The 14,859-nt window shown below is 59.8% G+C and carries 13 protein-coding genes; 7 read left to right on the top strand and 6 right to left on the bottom strand.

Going from position 1 to position 14,859, the window contains the following annotated elements:
* Positions 1-28 precede the first annotated feature (28 nt).
* The 6 genes from ACQR1W_RS08700 (at position 29) to ACQR1W_RS08675 (ending at position 5,923) form a co-directional block, all read left to right on the top strand.
* Positions 29-352 (top strand): hypothetical protein, encoded by a 324-nt coding sequence (locus ACQR1W_RS08700; RefSeq protein WP_434850369.1) that lies wholly within the window; start codon positions 29-31, stop codon positions 350-352.
* Positions 353-673: 321 nt separating this feature from the next.
* Entirely contained in the window at positions 674-805 is a 132-nt protein-coding gene (locus ACQR1W_RS08695) for a hypothetical protein (protein WP_434850368.1), read from the top strand.
* A gap of 937 nt (positions 806-1,742) precedes the next feature.
* The gene (locus ACQR1W_RS08690) at positions 1,743-3,161 is read left to right on the top strand and encodes a hypothetical protein (RefSeq protein WP_434850367.1); all 1,419 of its coding nucleotides are present in this window, start codon (positions 1,743-1,745) and stop codon (positions 3,159-3,161) included.
* Entirely contained in the window at positions 3,161-3,982 is an 822-nt protein-coding gene (locus ACQR1W_RS08685; RefSeq protein ID WP_434850366.1) for a hypothetical protein, read from the top strand. The genes ACQR1W_RS08690 and ACQR1W_RS08685 overlap by 1 nt, the downstream gene beginning before the upstream one ends.
* Positions 3,983-4,000: 18 nt before the next feature.
* Positions 4,001-4,888 (top strand): hypothetical protein, encoded by an 888-nt coding sequence (locus ACQR1W_RS08680; protein WP_434850365.1) that lies wholly within the window; start codon positions 4,001-4,003, stop codon positions 4,886-4,888.
* Between the two features lie 120 nt (positions 4,889-5,008).
* Positions 5,009-5,923: a hypothetical protein gene (locus ACQR1W_RS08675; protein WP_434850364.1), complete on the top strand. Its 915-nt coding sequence runs from the start codon at positions 5,009-5,011 to the stop codon at positions 5,921-5,923.
* A gap of 649 nt (positions 5,924-6,572) precedes the next feature.
* Here ACQR1W_RS08675 and ACQR1W_RS08670 read toward each other — a convergent pair.
* Entirely contained in the window at positions 6,573-7,589 is a 1,017-nt protein-coding gene (locus ACQR1W_RS08670; protein WP_434850363.1) for a hypothetical protein, read from the bottom strand.
* 13 nt (positions 7,590-7,602) lie between these two features.
* Positions 7,603-7,977: a helix-turn-helix domain-containing protein gene (locus tag ACQR1W_RS08665; protein ID WP_434850362.1), complete on the bottom strand. Its 375-nt coding sequence runs from the start codon at positions 7,975-7,977 to the stop codon at positions 7,603-7,605.
* A gap of 87 nt (positions 7,978-8,064) precedes the next feature.
* Between ACQR1W_RS08665 and ACQR1W_RS08660 the strand changes: the two genes are divergently transcribed.
* Entirely contained in the window at positions 8,065-8,406 is a 342-nt protein-coding gene (locus ACQR1W_RS08660; RefSeq protein WP_434850361.1) for a hypothetical protein, read from the top strand.
* Positions 8,407-8,655: 249 nt separating this feature from the next.
* On the opposite strand, the gene ACQR1W_RS08655 is transcribed toward ACQR1W_RS08660, so the two are convergent.
* The 4 genes from ACQR1W_RS08655 to ACQR1W_RS08640 form a co-directional block, all read right to left on the bottom strand.
* Entirely contained in the window at positions 8,656-10,020 is a 1,365-nt protein-coding gene (locus tag ACQR1W_RS08655) for a hypothetical protein (RefSeq protein ID WP_434850360.1), read from the bottom strand.
* A gap of 178 nt (positions 10,021-10,198) precedes the next feature.
* Positions 10,199-11,284, bottom strand: a complete 1,086-nt coding sequence (mcrC, locus tag ACQR1W_RS08650) for a 5-methylcytosine-specific restriction endonuclease system specificity protein McrC (RefSeq protein WP_434850359.1) — start codon at positions 11,282-11,284, stop codon at positions 10,199-10,201.
* A gap of 12 nt (positions 11,285-11,296) precedes the next feature.
* A complete protein-coding gene (locus ACQR1W_RS08645) occupies positions 11,297-13,507 on the bottom strand; it encodes an McrB family protein (RefSeq protein ID WP_434850358.1) in 2,211 nt (736 codons plus the stop codon).
* 145 nt (positions 13,508-13,652) lie between these two features.
* Positions 13,653-14,756, bottom strand: a complete 1,104-nt coding sequence (locus tag ACQR1W_RS08640) for a hypothetical protein (protein WP_434850357.1) — start codon at positions 14,754-14,756, stop codon at positions 13,653-13,655.
* Positions 14,757-14,859 lie beyond the last annotated feature (103 nt).

Genomic DNA, 14,859 nt, shown 5'->3' with positions numbered 1-14,859 from the left:
CGCGGCTATTCGCGACAGGGGTCTGGTGATGACCAACAAAGCACGGCGTGGCCGACCGACCAATTACAGCCCGGAAATCGGGAACGTCGTGTATCGCTTGATGTCTCAGGGCCTCTCCCTCACCGCCGCGGCCGGCGTAATGGACATCGCCCGCGCAACCGTTCACAACTGGATGAAGCGATACCCGGAATTTTTGGACTCTGTAGAGAGAGGCCAGGCCGCCCGCGTTTACAGGCTCGAGACCGACATGCTCAACGCCGATCAAGCCCACATTGTCCATGCGCGCCGTTTTGCCCTGGTGAACGCAGCACCCGCCGAATGGCGCAGGAGTGGGTTGGAGAGCACGGCGTAACCTGCCGCGCTGCGTAACCACACTCGCACGGCGGCAGCGTAACCAATGGAATCCGCTTCGTATCGCTGGGTGCTAAAGGTCAGCAAACGGTTTAGATGCCGAGGACCCTCATCTTGGTAAACACTGCGCCCGAAGATTGGGCCAAGATGCGGGTCAGTCTCACCGGGGGGAGTGCCTGCGCGCTTTACGGCTCGTCCACACCGGCTACGGGGCCCCGCCTCCGTGCCCACACCATGTCGGGTGATTATCGGCGTATCACGGCCTTTGGCCGTGGCGTGCGCGTCGTTCTAGCGTCCGACGGATGTTGGGGTTGAGATCGGGATGACGTCAGCGCAGCCCCTCCGGCGCGCCGACTGCCCGGATTCCGGTAACCAGCTCCGCCCAACATTGTCGAAACTCACCACCTTCATGGACGAGGCCGACACCGACGTGATGGGCCTCTTCAAGGCGTGACCACGGTCGCGCATAGCCTTAGAAAGGGCGTATCAGCTGCAGCGCAGCGGAGGCACGTCGCTGGTGTCAGAACCGGCTAAACGGCCCCCGCAGGAGCGTGAGCACAGCGACGTCGCCGCGGACGCGGCGACTGTACGCGGGACCGAGTGTCCCAGCGAGGCGCTCCGAATCCCTTCCGCGAAGGATCGTACCCGTAGGGCCGAGATTCGCATCGCGGGGCTAGGTGACGTCCGCGCAACCGCGGCACAGATCCTGGCCCCCGCAGGCAGCGCCCTGAAGGTGCTCTGTGAAATATTGTTCCGACCAAGGGGATCTGGCACAGCAGTGGCTGAACAGCCTCGCGCTGGAACGGTTGATAACTTGCATTAGGATAGCGCGGCCAGTCGAGCGCAAGACCGTTTCGCACCAGCCACTCGCCGAGATCGACATTTCCGACGGAGCAGCTCGCGACCCTGCGTCCATAGCGGTCAAACAACATAGGCAAGCGGTTCATAGGCCGTCGCGCGAGGAAGGTGTCGAGTTCGTTGCATGCCTTCTCACCGCCCCACAGGCAAATACGGATTCCATGGATGTCCACAGTGTCTCCATCAATAACGCAGGCTACTCCGGCGAGCTCGCCTGTTTATGTTTTCACCGGCAGCCAGTGAAAGGCGCCGGCGGCAAAGGCAGGGGTGAGTCGCCGGTTTCATTGCCCATCAAACATGATGGTCGAAATTCGTGATGAAGGAGACGCGTGAGGTCGCGCACGCCGACCGGCCCGGTGCGATGCACGAGCAGTAAGCGTTAGCCAAATGCTCCCCGATGGAACGGAGTGAGCCCGTAACCCGCTCTGAATCTTCGTATATTCGTCGAATACCCCCGTTGCAACCGCTCGTTTTATGATTATGGTGCACAGGCTGGCCGGGTGTCGCAGCATGGCTTACCGTGGATAGGCGTAATGGTGGTCGGGGCCTTTCGGAAGCTCAGGGATGCTGTCCGGGGTGACGACGGGCGAGCGAAAGCACAGGGCTATCTGAAGCCGATCGATGTCGATGAGATTGCCCGTCGGATGGATCTGGCGCGGCTGTCGAGCGATCGCGGCAGACAGGAATTGCCGCCGTCGGATTCGCCGGGGCTCGATTCGATCGAACAGCAGATCACCCAGACCCTTGAAGGCGAATGGGCTTGGCATGGCGCCGAGCTGATCAACAATCTGCGGGCCTATGCAGCGCGACTGATCGCGGTCTCGGTCTCGACCGAGCTCGCCAATCTACGCCTCGGTGCGAAGAATACGCTCGCCCAACTGCGCAATGCCCATCATCGTGCAGAAGCCGAACTTGGACCGTTGGGGGAGCGTTTCGTGGCCTATCGCAATGAGCTGCGCGATTTTCAGGAGGCGAACCGTCTCAAGCGAACTGCCCGGCCGCCCTCGAACCGTTATACGACCCTCGGCCTGCTGGTGCTGCTGGTGGGGGCAGAAGCCGGGCTGAATGGCCTCTTTTTTGCGAAGGGATCTTCGTTCGGGCTGGTAGGCGGGATCGGAACGGCGCTCGGTATTTCGTTCGTGAATATCGTCACGTCCTTTTCCGTGGGTCTATTGCCGCTGCGATGGGTCAACCACCGAAACATCGTAGTCAAACTGTTTGGCTTCCTGCTGGCGGTCGGGGTCATAGCAGGGCTGGTGTTCCTCCATGGCTTCGCCGCCCATTACAGAGATGCAACCGCTCTGGTGGGCGAAGATCGCGCCTTTGCTGCCGCGCGTGAGACGCTCCTCGCGAGCCCTTTCATGCTCGCCGACCTCAACTCTTTCTATCTGTTCGGCCTTGGCCTTGTTCTTTCGGCCCTGGCGATTTGGAAGGGCTATACGTTCGACGATCCCTACCCGCGCTATGGCGCGCATTGGCGGCGGGCAGAACATGCCCGCGAAGATTACAGCGACGAGCATGCAGTTCTTTTCGACGATCTCGAAGAGATCAAAGAGAAGACAGTCGCTGAACTCGATGCGGGCATTCGCCGGATCCCGCTCTTTCCGCAGCAGGCGGCCAATGTCCGCGCGCAGCGGGAAGCCGAATTGCGGAGCTTTCAGGCTTATGAGACTGCCGTTGAGGCGGCCGTCAACCGTCTGCTGGCCATGTATCGTGATGTCAACCGCGCGCAGCGCCAGTCGCCGACGCCGAAATATTTCAGCACGCAATGGAAGTTGCCGCGGAGCTTTCTCAGGGATGCGGCCGTGCTAACGGAGATTGCCGAATCCCCGACCCCGCCTATCGACGCCGCAACGGCTCTTGAAGAGTTACGCACGCTTTCGGAGAGCGTGATAGCCGAGTATGAGGCGCTGATCGTCAAATACCCACACCCGACGCAGATGCCCCGCTGATGGCGCGGCATTCGCGCCATTCCAAGCGGCGCATGGATGGCCTGCGGGGCGCCCTGCTGGGCCTTCTTGGCCTTCTGCTCATTGGGGCGTTCCTGGGAGGCTATTGGTGGGTCCAGCGCACGCATCCGGTCCTGGATGCCGAGACCAATTGCCCGTCCTCGGGGCCGACGGCAATCCATGCCATCCTTTTCGATCGCAGCGATCCGATCACGGATCAGCAGGGGCAGCGCATCAGGCAGGCGATCGACCGCTACAAGCAGGACGCGTCGTTCGGCACCCGCTTCGATATTTATACTTTCGAGGGCGATGCCGTCCATGTCCTGAAGCCGAAGCTCGTCCTTTGCGCTCCCGGGAAACCGGGCGATGCCAATCCGTGGACGGAAAACCCCGAACAGGTGCGAAAGCGATACGAGGCGAAGTTCTCCGCGGTACTCGATCAGACCGTGGATGATCTTTTGCGTGCATCCCGTCAAAACTCGTCGCCGATCATCGAAAGCTTGCGCGCGGCCAGCGTCACCTCGTTCGGTTCGGTCGAAGCCGGCCAGGTGCCGCTGCGGCTCACCATGGTATCCGACATGGTTCAGCACACCGCCCTCGCCTCGCAGTTTCAAGCGGAGCCCAACTTTTCGACGCTGTCGCACAGCAACGCATGGCCGCTGCTCGAACCGCGACTGAAGGGGGCCGAGGTAAATATCCTTTATCTGCTGAGGCCGGCGGCCGTCCGCGGCAAGGCTCCTATTCAGAACCGTGGCCATCAAGCCTTTTGGGAACAATTGATTGCAGCTTCGGGCGGTCGGCTTGCGACCGTCGAACCCCATTGATCGAGCGAGACGACGACAATGGCTGACATTGCGCAAACCACAGATGCAGCGCCGGAAGACGTACTTGAGGCGCGGCTTGATCGCGCCTCACACTTGCTACCGCGCCGGCGCTTCTTCAGCGACATGCCCGACAAAGGGCTGTTCGCGCTGGTCGCCGTACTCGGCTTTGCCGGCATTCTGATCTTCAAGCTCAAGCAATTTGATGCGGATTATATCGCAGCCGGCGCGGTCGGACTGATGCTCGCCTATGGCCTCGTCGCCTTTCAGTTTCGCCGCGTGCGGATGCGGCCTGACCGGCTGGGCGATAATTTTTACTATCTCGGCTTCATCTTCACCCTCGCAAGCCTTTCCGCGGCGCTCCTGCTGCTACGTAACGGCGGCGAGATCAAGGATATGCTGGGGAGCTTCGGCATTGCGCTGTTTACGACGATCGTCGGCGTTGCCGGACGCGTGCTGTTCGTGCAGATGCGCGCCGATATCGATGAGGTGGAAGACGAGGTACGGCGTGATCTGTTGAACGCATCCGCGGATCTTCGTGCTCAACTGAGCCTGACACTCGCTGAGTTCGAGACGTTTCATACGGGCGTCCAGCAGGCCGCACGGAAGGCGGCCGAGGAGTCGGTCGGCGCCGCGCAGGATTCTCTCTCGAATATCAGCCGCGTGGCCAACACGACCGCCGACAATATCGACCGCGCTTTCCGTACCGAGGCCGATCGCATGGAAGGGTTGCGCCAGAGCACCTCGAAGATCGAGGCCAAGCTCGTTCGACTGGCCGACGATCTGAATGACCGCTTTGACGAATTCGGCAATCGGCTCGATCGCGTCGTCGACCGGCTGGCGGCCGCCGTCGCTCTGGTCGAAAAGCGTCCGCGCAAGTTTCGGTTTTGGCCATTCCGTCGACGGTAGGAGGAGGATCGCATGCCTTCCCGCACGGCCGATGAACGCGAACAGCGCCGTGGACTCATTCTGGGTCTGACGCTGGCCGAAATGCTGCTGCTGCTTCTGTTTCTCCTCTTGCTCGCGCTCGTGGCCGAGCTCAAGGACTGGCAGGACAAAGCCAACCGGGCAACCGCGGGGCTCGAGGCGTTGAAGCCCCTGCAGGAGGAGCTCTTTTCTCGGGGCGCCGTCGATATCACCGGCGTCGAACAGCTCGTCGAGCGTTTCCGGCATTTGCAGGAGCTCGAAGCTGACAATAAGACGCTGAAGGAAAGGAACGAGGCTCTCAGTGAACAGTCCAGCCTGTTCAAATCCGTCGGAGTCGATAAGCCGCAAACATTGCGCGGGCTAGCCACGGTAGTTGAACGAGCGGCAGAGATCGATCCCAACGATCCCCCCGCTTTGCTCACGCGAGCCGTGGAGATCCTGAACAAGTTGGGGCGCGATACACGCCCCGAGCAGGTCAAACCACTCTCGGAGATGGCGAGCGCGGACGATCTCGCCAAGAAGCTGGCGACGGTCGAGGCCGAGCGTGAGAAGTTCCGGCTGGACGCGCTCAATCTGATGCACCGGAGCGGAAATGGCCTGACTTATCCGTCCTGCTGGAAAACGCCCACCGGTCAAACTGAGTATATCTTCGATATCACGTTCGATGATCGTGGAATCCGGGTCAAAGATGCGACGCCTGGCCGCGCCAAGGATGAGGCTTGGGATAAGGTCGGATCCTTTCCGCGTGACGCCGAGATCGATGAGCGGAGCTTCGTCGCGGCGACCAGGAAGCTCGCCGACTGGGCCAAGACGCAGAACTGCAAATTCTACACCCGCAACAGGGATGAAACCGGCCCGGCGAACAAAGTACGGTACAAGCTCCTCCAGCGGACCGTCGAGCAGAATTTCTATCCCTATTATCCGCCAGTCGCCAACGCGCCCCATACCAAGCCGCAGGCAGGTGCGGCTGCAACGGTTGCGCCGGCGGCGTCTCCGACCGATATCCGGCCGGAGTGAGCCAGGCCGCCTGTTGCTCCTTTATGACTTCCACATGCGGGCGGCGAACGTCCTTTCGTCCGGCCCGGAGAACTCGTAATAGATCGCGGTGCTTTCGGCGAGGCGTGGCCGAGCCAGCGTTGAATGAGATGTTGCTGCACCAGGCCTATCGTGGCGTTGACGCCGAAGCCGTGCCGGAAGCCGTTAGGCATGGCAGCCGACTGAATGATGCCGGCGGCCGCCATCATCTCCTTCACACGGCGCCAGGCCGTCGTCCGGCTCCATCGCCAGAGGTGCAAGCGAATCTCGGTGGGATCGCACTGCCGCCCCCGAATGTGAAAGGCGCGGTTCAAGGCGCGAACGAGGCTACGTAGCAGCGGCCGTTGCGTATGACGCCGGCCCAACTAACGACGCTCGAGGGGTGGATGGTCGCAACGCAACATTCGAGATACATAGCCGCAGGGGTCAGTACCAGGATCTCTGAGACATGGATGCCGCTGAAGGCCACGGTCCACATAGAAGAACCTTACTTCCTCGGAGGTAGCGCGTGACCACCCGCAAGAATGAACCTTCACGCGCTCCTGGAGACAATCTCCGACGCGGCTCTTTTGCGCGAGCGATTGCCATCCAGAGAGCAGATTTGCAATTAGGACCATATCGTTCCCAATTGTCACCACTCGCCGACGCGGACGCACCGCGGTCCCATTGGTATTGGAACGCCCGTGTCTACGTCTTCGCAATTCGGTATCGCCGTCCCGGTCTTCTTCTTGAACAGTTCGCCCCCCGACGCGATCGACGCCAGCATCTTGCCTCCAGGGAGCAGAGCCTGGTCGCAACCGTAATAATCGAACCACGGCAGGCCGGCTTCGGAATACTCGCGCGCTGTCGGCGGATGATGGGGGGCATTTTCTCCAGTGACGGATTTCCAGTCTTTCGCGTGTAACAATGTGACAAAAACACGGTCCATCGATTCGAGATCCCAGTCGTCGAGCTGAAATTGATCTGGATGGATTGCCTGCTTCATCAGGCCGCCAGCTCCCAGTCCCATAAGGCGATTGCTACTTTCGCAAAGCCTGGGTGCAGACTCGGCAAAATGTGGCCGACGCACTTTCTCTCTCCATGCCCCACGCATCTTCTGCCAGATATGCTTCTTGAGCGGGGCGACCTGAATCTGTAGGCCACCCCATTCCTCCCTGCCGGAAATCTGCTGCTCGACCGTGTAGCCTTCGCCCAGTGGCATGGCGACGAATTGGCGGATGACACCTGGCTTGACGGCAAACCCATCTAGCCATGGCTGCTGCGGTGAGACCATGTAGTCCTGGGGATCACGGCAAAGCCCAGGCCTCCACGTTTCGCCGGTTACAGCATTCATCTTGCCGGCCGCGACCTTGATCGCAACAGGGAAACTGGGCCCGTCATACCGTGACTGGTCGCTAAAGTTCAGCCACATGGCTTCTGCCTGCCACATAGGCATGACGACGCCGCCGCGGGAGACGGTCGCACGATCCAGACGATCAGCGAGATCCTCGACATGACGTAACGGAAAGAGGCCGAGGCCCGGCGGCAGGCTATAAGTCTTGTCGGTGTCGGGAATGCGAAGCGTGCGTTGAAATTCGATCGAGAACTGCGCGCTTTCCTCAATGTGAGGAAAGCGGAACACTAAACGGTTGCTTTCAAGAGTCGGCATTAATCTCTCCTCCTCACCAATCACCGTCACGAACTTCCCGCACAATGCGCAGCAAGGCATTGTCGGGCATGGATTTGAGCGCGCGGATCAACTCCGCAAAGAGCTGGGGGCGCCCCAGTATGACCGCGCGTAGATCGCTCGAGATTTTGCCGGCAAGAGCCAGCATCACATCGCGATTTTCGCCAAGCTCATCGGCCAGTTTGACCAGGGTTTCTTCACCCGGCGGAGGTACCTCGTCGCGCTCGACCCGCGAGAGATAGGCAGGGGTGACCCCGCACCGAATCGCAACCTGACGAAGGGAAAACGCCTTGTCGAAATCTGCCCGCTTTTCCCTGAGGCCGCGGATATGGTCACCTAATCTGCTGACCTTGGCCGCCGATTGTTTCATGTTGCGTATATAGACAACACTTGTTAGACGGTCAAGCAGGATGCGTCACGCTCCTCATCACCGAAAGCCGCCTGAATGAGGTCAAGAATGTCAGCAAAATCAAAACGGGGCAAAGTAACGAGCTGTCGCAAGAATCCAGAAACCGGCCAGCTCGAATTTTACGAGATGACGCCGGAGGATATCGAAGACATCTTCCATGCTCTGGAGCAGTTGCCGCCGGCCAAAGCCCAAGAATTCAAAACCGTCGCAGGTGAAGCAAAGCGCGGCACCCGCCATGCTCAGCGGTTCCTCGCGGAAAGTCCTACGCAGGAGGACATTCAGGACAAATGGGATTGGACTTGGGATGAGACCGACATGAACTCCGACTGTCCTGCAAGTCTGGCCTATGACGAAGCATATAGAAGAGCGCTGCGCGGCAGTCTTACCTAATTCTAATTGCAATCTGATCCGGCTTTCGCGCATATCTATTGAGCAGGCCGCAACGACCTGCACGAGCCGCAAAGTCGGTCCGCGCCGCCATATCTCGAAGCCGCCGCCATCTGCAGCTTCTCGGCCGCGCTTCAGGGCCTGACGCTGCTCAACCGAAGTGATGACCTCGAATCGCCCGGTCGTCATGTGAGTACTCCTGTGAACACTCCGTGACTAACCCGCGATCGCTCACGAGTGAGCTAAATAAGATCAGAACGGAATGTCGTCGGGCGCACTCTCTAATTGAGTTGCAAGATGACCCATTCCCTGACCCGTCAAACTAGCAACAATTTCCGCTTTCGGCAGCTTTTCGTTTTCATAGATGTAGCGGCAGAAATTGTTAAAGCTGTGGGATCCGCGCAGATCCGCGCTTTCCTCAACCGAAGCGTTGAGAATACGCTTGATCTGAACTTCGGTGAGGTCGGCTAGAACAGGCTCAATCACCACCGAATAATTTGTGTTCGCGTCGTCCCAGCTGTGCGACTCACAATAGACATCGACACCTGCTTGCACAAAAATTGGATGTTTCGACTTTTCGACGATAAGCCCAAGTTGCTTGGGCGTGAGCTTCTTGGCCCTCTCTTTCACAGCCTCGTTTAGATCCGGAATTTCTGCCGACGCGGGCAACACTCGGACCGCGATCCCATCATCCATTCGTCGCACGACCTCCTTAAGTCGCGCTTGATTGTCCGCCTCCAGAAAGTTCCAGGCCTGCGAGAGATGGCGTTGAAGTGCGACAAACAGAGGCAAAGTTGGGTCCTGTGCACGCCTGCAGATCAGATTAAGGGCCTTCTTCACGCGCGGCTCACACGCGAGCGGATGAAGTTCACAGACAGCGCGCAATGCCGTAGCCGTCTGGGCGCGCCCCTTAAGACTTGCCGATCCCTCAAGTAAGCCAAAGACAAGATGATCCGCCACCGATCGAAATAGACTATCTCGCGCCCGGTCAAGGCCGGCCGCCTTAAGCTGCAATTTTGCCGTTTCCGGGTCGGTCGGGAAGTAGGCGGACTCGACTAGCTTTATTATTTGCGCAGTCGCGGCCTTACCTTGAACGGGAGCTTGCGACAGCACATGGCGCACCGCGTCAACCAAATGGGTCCGCGCAAGCTCAGCGCTCGGAGCATACGGCTGTTCTGTTCCCTGGTATGTCGGATGTGCACATCGATTGCGATCATCGTGGAGGCGCTCGAGATCCTGGACTTGCAGCCCTTCGAAGAAAACAAACTTGGCGTTCACCAGTTCGACAATGGAGCGCTCTAGATCGAGCGATTTCTTTATCGCCCCCATGTCGCCCTTGCCGATTAACGGCTGCCATCGATTCAGATCATCGATAATAGCCTGAGCTTCAGCATCACCAGACAGAGCCAGTTCGCGGACTTTGGAAATGAGATCGAATACGACGGCGATCCACGTCGAAACTATGCAAGCTCGGTACGCACCCGCTCTGTAACAAGCAACAGCTTCAGCAATGTATCCTCGGCCCTCCTCATTCCGGCACGTTAGAATCAGTTCGTCCAGATCTCTAAGGCTCATGTAATCACCAAATCCGATACCGGGGACAATGGCAGCACGCAACCTGCGGATTTTCGGGAGGCTCAATTGGCGGAAGCAGTCCAACTCTTGCCTATGTCGCGAGCTTTCGCGCATTTTCGGTTTTTGTCTTTGCGATCAGAGGACTCGACAGCCGTTGGGCGGCGTCACGCATGTTGAGCCACCCATTCGTCGGGGCCACGTTGTCTTCGACAATCGGCCATTATTGAACATCCTGAGCGATCGAGCGGAGCCGACCCAAGATCTCGGACGGCTTGAGAGCCAAATCGACCGTGACGAAACGGATTCTATGTCCCTGGATGTTGAACGTCTCATCCACGTCACGGTCAATCGCCGGATAGAGCAGCACGCCTTCCGCTTTGTCGCACAGGGGACCACGTCCGCGCTGGGAGTGCAGATAGGCGTAGATCTGATAGATGTTGGCGCTTTTGAGCCTGTCCTTGTCGGCAATGCCTTTCGTGAGAACACTGGTGAATTTGGTGTCGATGACGATCCTGCGCTCCTGGCGCCGGTCCAGCACGATGTCGGGCACCATCCCCGGCAGCAGCCTCTCATCGTCGGATCCACCCGGCTCCAGTTGCCAGCTTTGATAGTTCTGCACCCGCACGCGCCAGCCATCCGATCGGCGCAAATGATGCCGGTAGAATCCCGCGACCGCCTTCTCGAAGATCTTGCGCAGGGTGAACTCGTCCCGCTTGAGCCGGGGCAGTTTCATGTCGCCGTGCGTTTCGTTCGGCAGCAGCATCTCGAACACTAGCTGGGCTACGCTGATCATGAAGCGGTCTTCGGATTGATGGCTGCCGATCGTGTCCGCGGACATCTCCTGCCGGGTCGGCCGTGACGCCGCGATGCCCAGCCGCCCGAGGTCCTCACCGAGCCGGCGGCACTCGGCGGCGACGGTACGATTCCGCACCCGTCCGGCGATCGCGATCAGCGCGCAGCGCACCAGCCGGTTTCGCGGCGTGTCGAACGACAGCTCCTCGAACCGGCATGCGAGGCGCCCACGCTGCAGATGCTGTCGTGACAGCGTCTGCAGCCAGTCCACCCGTCCCCTGACCCGCGGGATCACGGCTTCCCTGCGCTGATAGCCGCGCGACAGATTCGTCCGCAGCCGCCGCTCGACCAGCCTGGCCAGCAGGCGGCCGAGAATATCGGCCAGCTCGATGTCGTCATCCGTGCCGGCGCCGCACTGGCTCTCGAACTCGGCAAGCCCGGACGCATAGACGAGCAACAGCCAGAGATTACGGATCGGAATGCCTGTCTGGCTGCGCCAGAGCTGATCGGACATCGGCATCCGTCCCTACAGGCAGGCCTGCAGCATCTTGACTTGATCCTCCGCCTTCTCCTTGGCGTCGTACCAGTATTCCAGCAGCAGCGGCCTGATCTCGGTCAGGATCACATTGCCGAGCCATGTCCTCCATCGTTCGGCATCCATATCCTTCGCCTCCTTCGCCGGCGTCAGAAAGCTGTGACCGACGCTGAACTGTGCGCCGAGCGAAGGGTCCGCCGCAATCGCTTCGTTCAGCGCGACGATGGCCTGCCTGATGGACTGCAGCAGCTCATCCGGTGCACCACGCGCCTTGCAGTATTGCAGCCAGGCCGCCCCGAAATTCGGATTGAGATTAACGAATGCGAAGCGGCGCCGCAGCGCGAGGTCGACCAGCGCCAGCGAACGGTCAGCAAGATTCATTGTCCCGATGACATGAAGATTGTCCGGCACATGAACCCGCTCGGTCTGCGACATCGGATAGGCTAGCCGAAGCGCTTCGCTCTCGTTACGCTTGTCCGCTTCCAGCAAAGTGAGCAACTCGCCGAAGATCTGCGCCGGGTTGCCTCGGTTGATCTCCTCGATCACCAGCACATATGGCCTCTTCTCGGTCTTCGCCGCCGCAACGGCTTCCAGGAAGGCGCCATCGACCAGTTGCAGGCCGGTGGTGCCGTTCGGACGGTAGCCACGGACGAAATCCTCGTAGGATAGCGAGGGCTGGAATTGCACCGCCATCAGCCGCGACGGGTCCTGCTCGCCGATCAGCGCGTATCCCAGCCGTTTTGCGAGCCAGGTCTTGCCGGTGCCCGGAGGCCCCTGCAGAATCAGGTTCTTCTTCGTCTTCAGCAGGGCGATCGCCTGTTCGAGCGTTGCGCGTTCCAGGAAGCAGCCTTCGTCGATAATGGCATCGAGCGTATAGGAAGCACCGGAGCCGAAAGCTTCCACGATGAGTTCGGGCACGCCGTCATCCAGCGCTTCGGCCGAAGCGTTGATCCGCCAGCGCTCCTCGAAATCGTGCGGCAAAGCGGATACATATTCCTCGCCGTCATCCGTCAGATAAATCCGATTGATGCCATTAACAGCTTCGGCTCTCGCGAGACCAGTTGCTCTCGCCCACGCGATGATGTGCGACCCCGGTATAGCCGTCTTCCAGGTCGGCACCAGCGATTGCAGCCATTTGGCCGCCTCGGTCGCCCCCATGCCCTCGGGGTGCCGCGACAGTTGCAGCAGCAGCTGCCCCATGCCGAACACACGGCCGACCAGCGGCGCGCGCAGCACGTTCGCCGGTTCGTTCGCAGACAGCAGTTCGAGGCCGCGCTGCGTCGGCCGGTACGCGCCGTCGACGAGATGAATGAGTCCGAGGCCGCCTGTGGCCTGCGAGATCACATTGGCGGCGCTGTTCGTATTGAGCTGCGGCGCTTCCGACAGAATCACGCTGGCGAGATCGTCCCGTGCAATCCCGTTCTCCGCTTCCCGGACGACGGCGACGAAGACGCCGACGGCTCCCTTCATGCAGGCCAGGCTGCGCCGCTGCGCGGTCACCGGCAGCAGCGACAGAGGCGGGATGTCACTTGCCTCCGGCTGCACGGCCTCGACAGTGACGGCCCCTTCGTCGGGACGATTCAAATATCTGTTCCAGAGAAACCACGCGAAGATCGACTGGTCGACCTCGCCCGCCATGTCAGGCGCAGGCCCGATCGCGTCGCGGATCCGCTGCCGGAGCGCCGGATGCTGGGCGATGAAGTCACCGATCAATCGCGGCGCACCGATCAGGCGTTGCGTGGCCCATACCCTGTTGGCATCCATCAGACAGGTCATGTCGCGCGGAAACATCGCCGCCATCAGCCGGACCAGGCGCGCCTTCGGCCGGCGCTTGGCGTGAGCCGGATAGACCCTGGCCAGAACATGATCGAACATGTCCTGGAGCCGCTTCCCGCGTTCGGCGAGATCGCTGCCGATCGGCGCGTTCCGAAACTGAAGCAGCTCACGTGCGAGCGCGACGTCGGAATACGCCCCTTCCACCGTGACCGCAGTGCCCGGCCCGATGTTGGAGACGGGATTCTCGTCCCAGAGCCTGCGCTGGAATGCCGGGTCGAGCCATTGCGCCTCGTCCGCATTCTTCGCCAGTTCGACATGGGCTGCATACTTCTGACGCCACTCCACGGCCCACGGCTCGTCGCGGTAGGCGCGAAACGGTCCGTTGAAAGCCTCGATCAATGCCTTGTCGTCAAATGAACCAACCATCCCGTCGCCCCTACGAGCCTTGATGTCATTCTAGCTTGGTGATGTTCGCTCGATAATAATCTTTGAGATACCGAACTTGTCGCTCGCGCTTAACACGTTCAAAAGATCGTCTTTCATAGATTCGGCACAACCGGCGATCTGGTTATTACCTGGCCCTTCTTCGCCGACGCGAGAAGAGGATGAAAGATCCTGACTGAGGCGAAGCTTCGATCAGAGCCATTTGGCGTTTTTCAGAGCCAGCGAGGTCGCTTTGGACGAGTCCCTTCACCGGAAGCCAAGGCTCATGCCTGGTTTCATCGTGAATTGGCTCCTCGCCAAACTCCGGGACCCACGCACTTCTCCCGTCGTCGAACAGATAATCATATCTGTCTGTCAGGTCCCTCAACACTCTGACTCGAGTCTGCTGCATCCCTCTCGACGTCACCGGCCGAAATGGCCTCTTGGTCGGCCTCAATTCGGGTTGCTTACGATCCTCGATATTCCAGTCAGCGTCGAGCTCTAGGCCTCCTCGCCCCATCTCGATGCCCTCCGTCTTGCAGAAGAGCGCGTACGAAGTATTCTTCAATGAAGACAGTGCTTGAGCTGGACCGGCAGGAAGGCTGCTGAACAGATAGATATGGACTTCTGCATTAATTCGATCGATCTCGCTCAGGTCTTCGGCAATCTCGAAATAGATGATGTCACCAACTTTCGGGCGACGACCGCTGGAGACGGCGGCGAGGATGACAATCGTCCTTTGTCCCTCAGAGTCCTTTGGAGCATCGTTGGCCTCGATCCGAAGCCCGTCGAAATATTCTCTCGTCCACCAGGCATAGGCTTCCTTCATCGTCGGATCATACGGCACCGCCTGCGCGAAACTCTCTGCGATATGACGCCGGATGTCTGCGAAGGCTGCATCAGAGCTGGCGCCTTCGAGCAGCACACCTGCCTCGCCATTCAATCCCCGCAACGCGAAGCCGGTGACGTTGTGAGACCCGATCAGGGCTGCGGATGAGCCGTCAGTCATCTCAAAGAGATAAATCTTGCTGTGCAGCATTGGATGGTAACGCTGAAAAAGATTTTTGGTCGCAGATCTGGACCGGTTGTGACCAAGATGGATGCGGACCCGGTCGAGCGGCACACCCGCACTGATCAGCGAATCGATTGCCTCGAAAGCTCGATATGTCCCTGCTCCGATGACAAGCTCTGAAATCTTTGTTGCATGAGCCATTGCATCGAAGCCGGCCGCATCGATTCCGTCCGGCGTCATGAAGCCGGCCACAACAGAGGCCGTGCGACATCTCGCGAGCCGATCGCGCAACAACGAACCAATCTCGGACTGAGGGCGCGCAAAAATTACTGTCGGCGTCAAA

Source organism: Bradyrhizobium sp. HKCCYLS1011 (assembly GCF_051167795.1).
In the GTDB taxonomy this organism is placed as follows: Bacteria; Pseudomonadota; Alphaproteobacteria; order Rhizobiales; family Xanthobacteraceae; genus Bradyrhizobium.
Note: the sequence above shows the minus strand (reverse complement) of the source record. Positions and strands in the feature narration are given on the sequence as shown.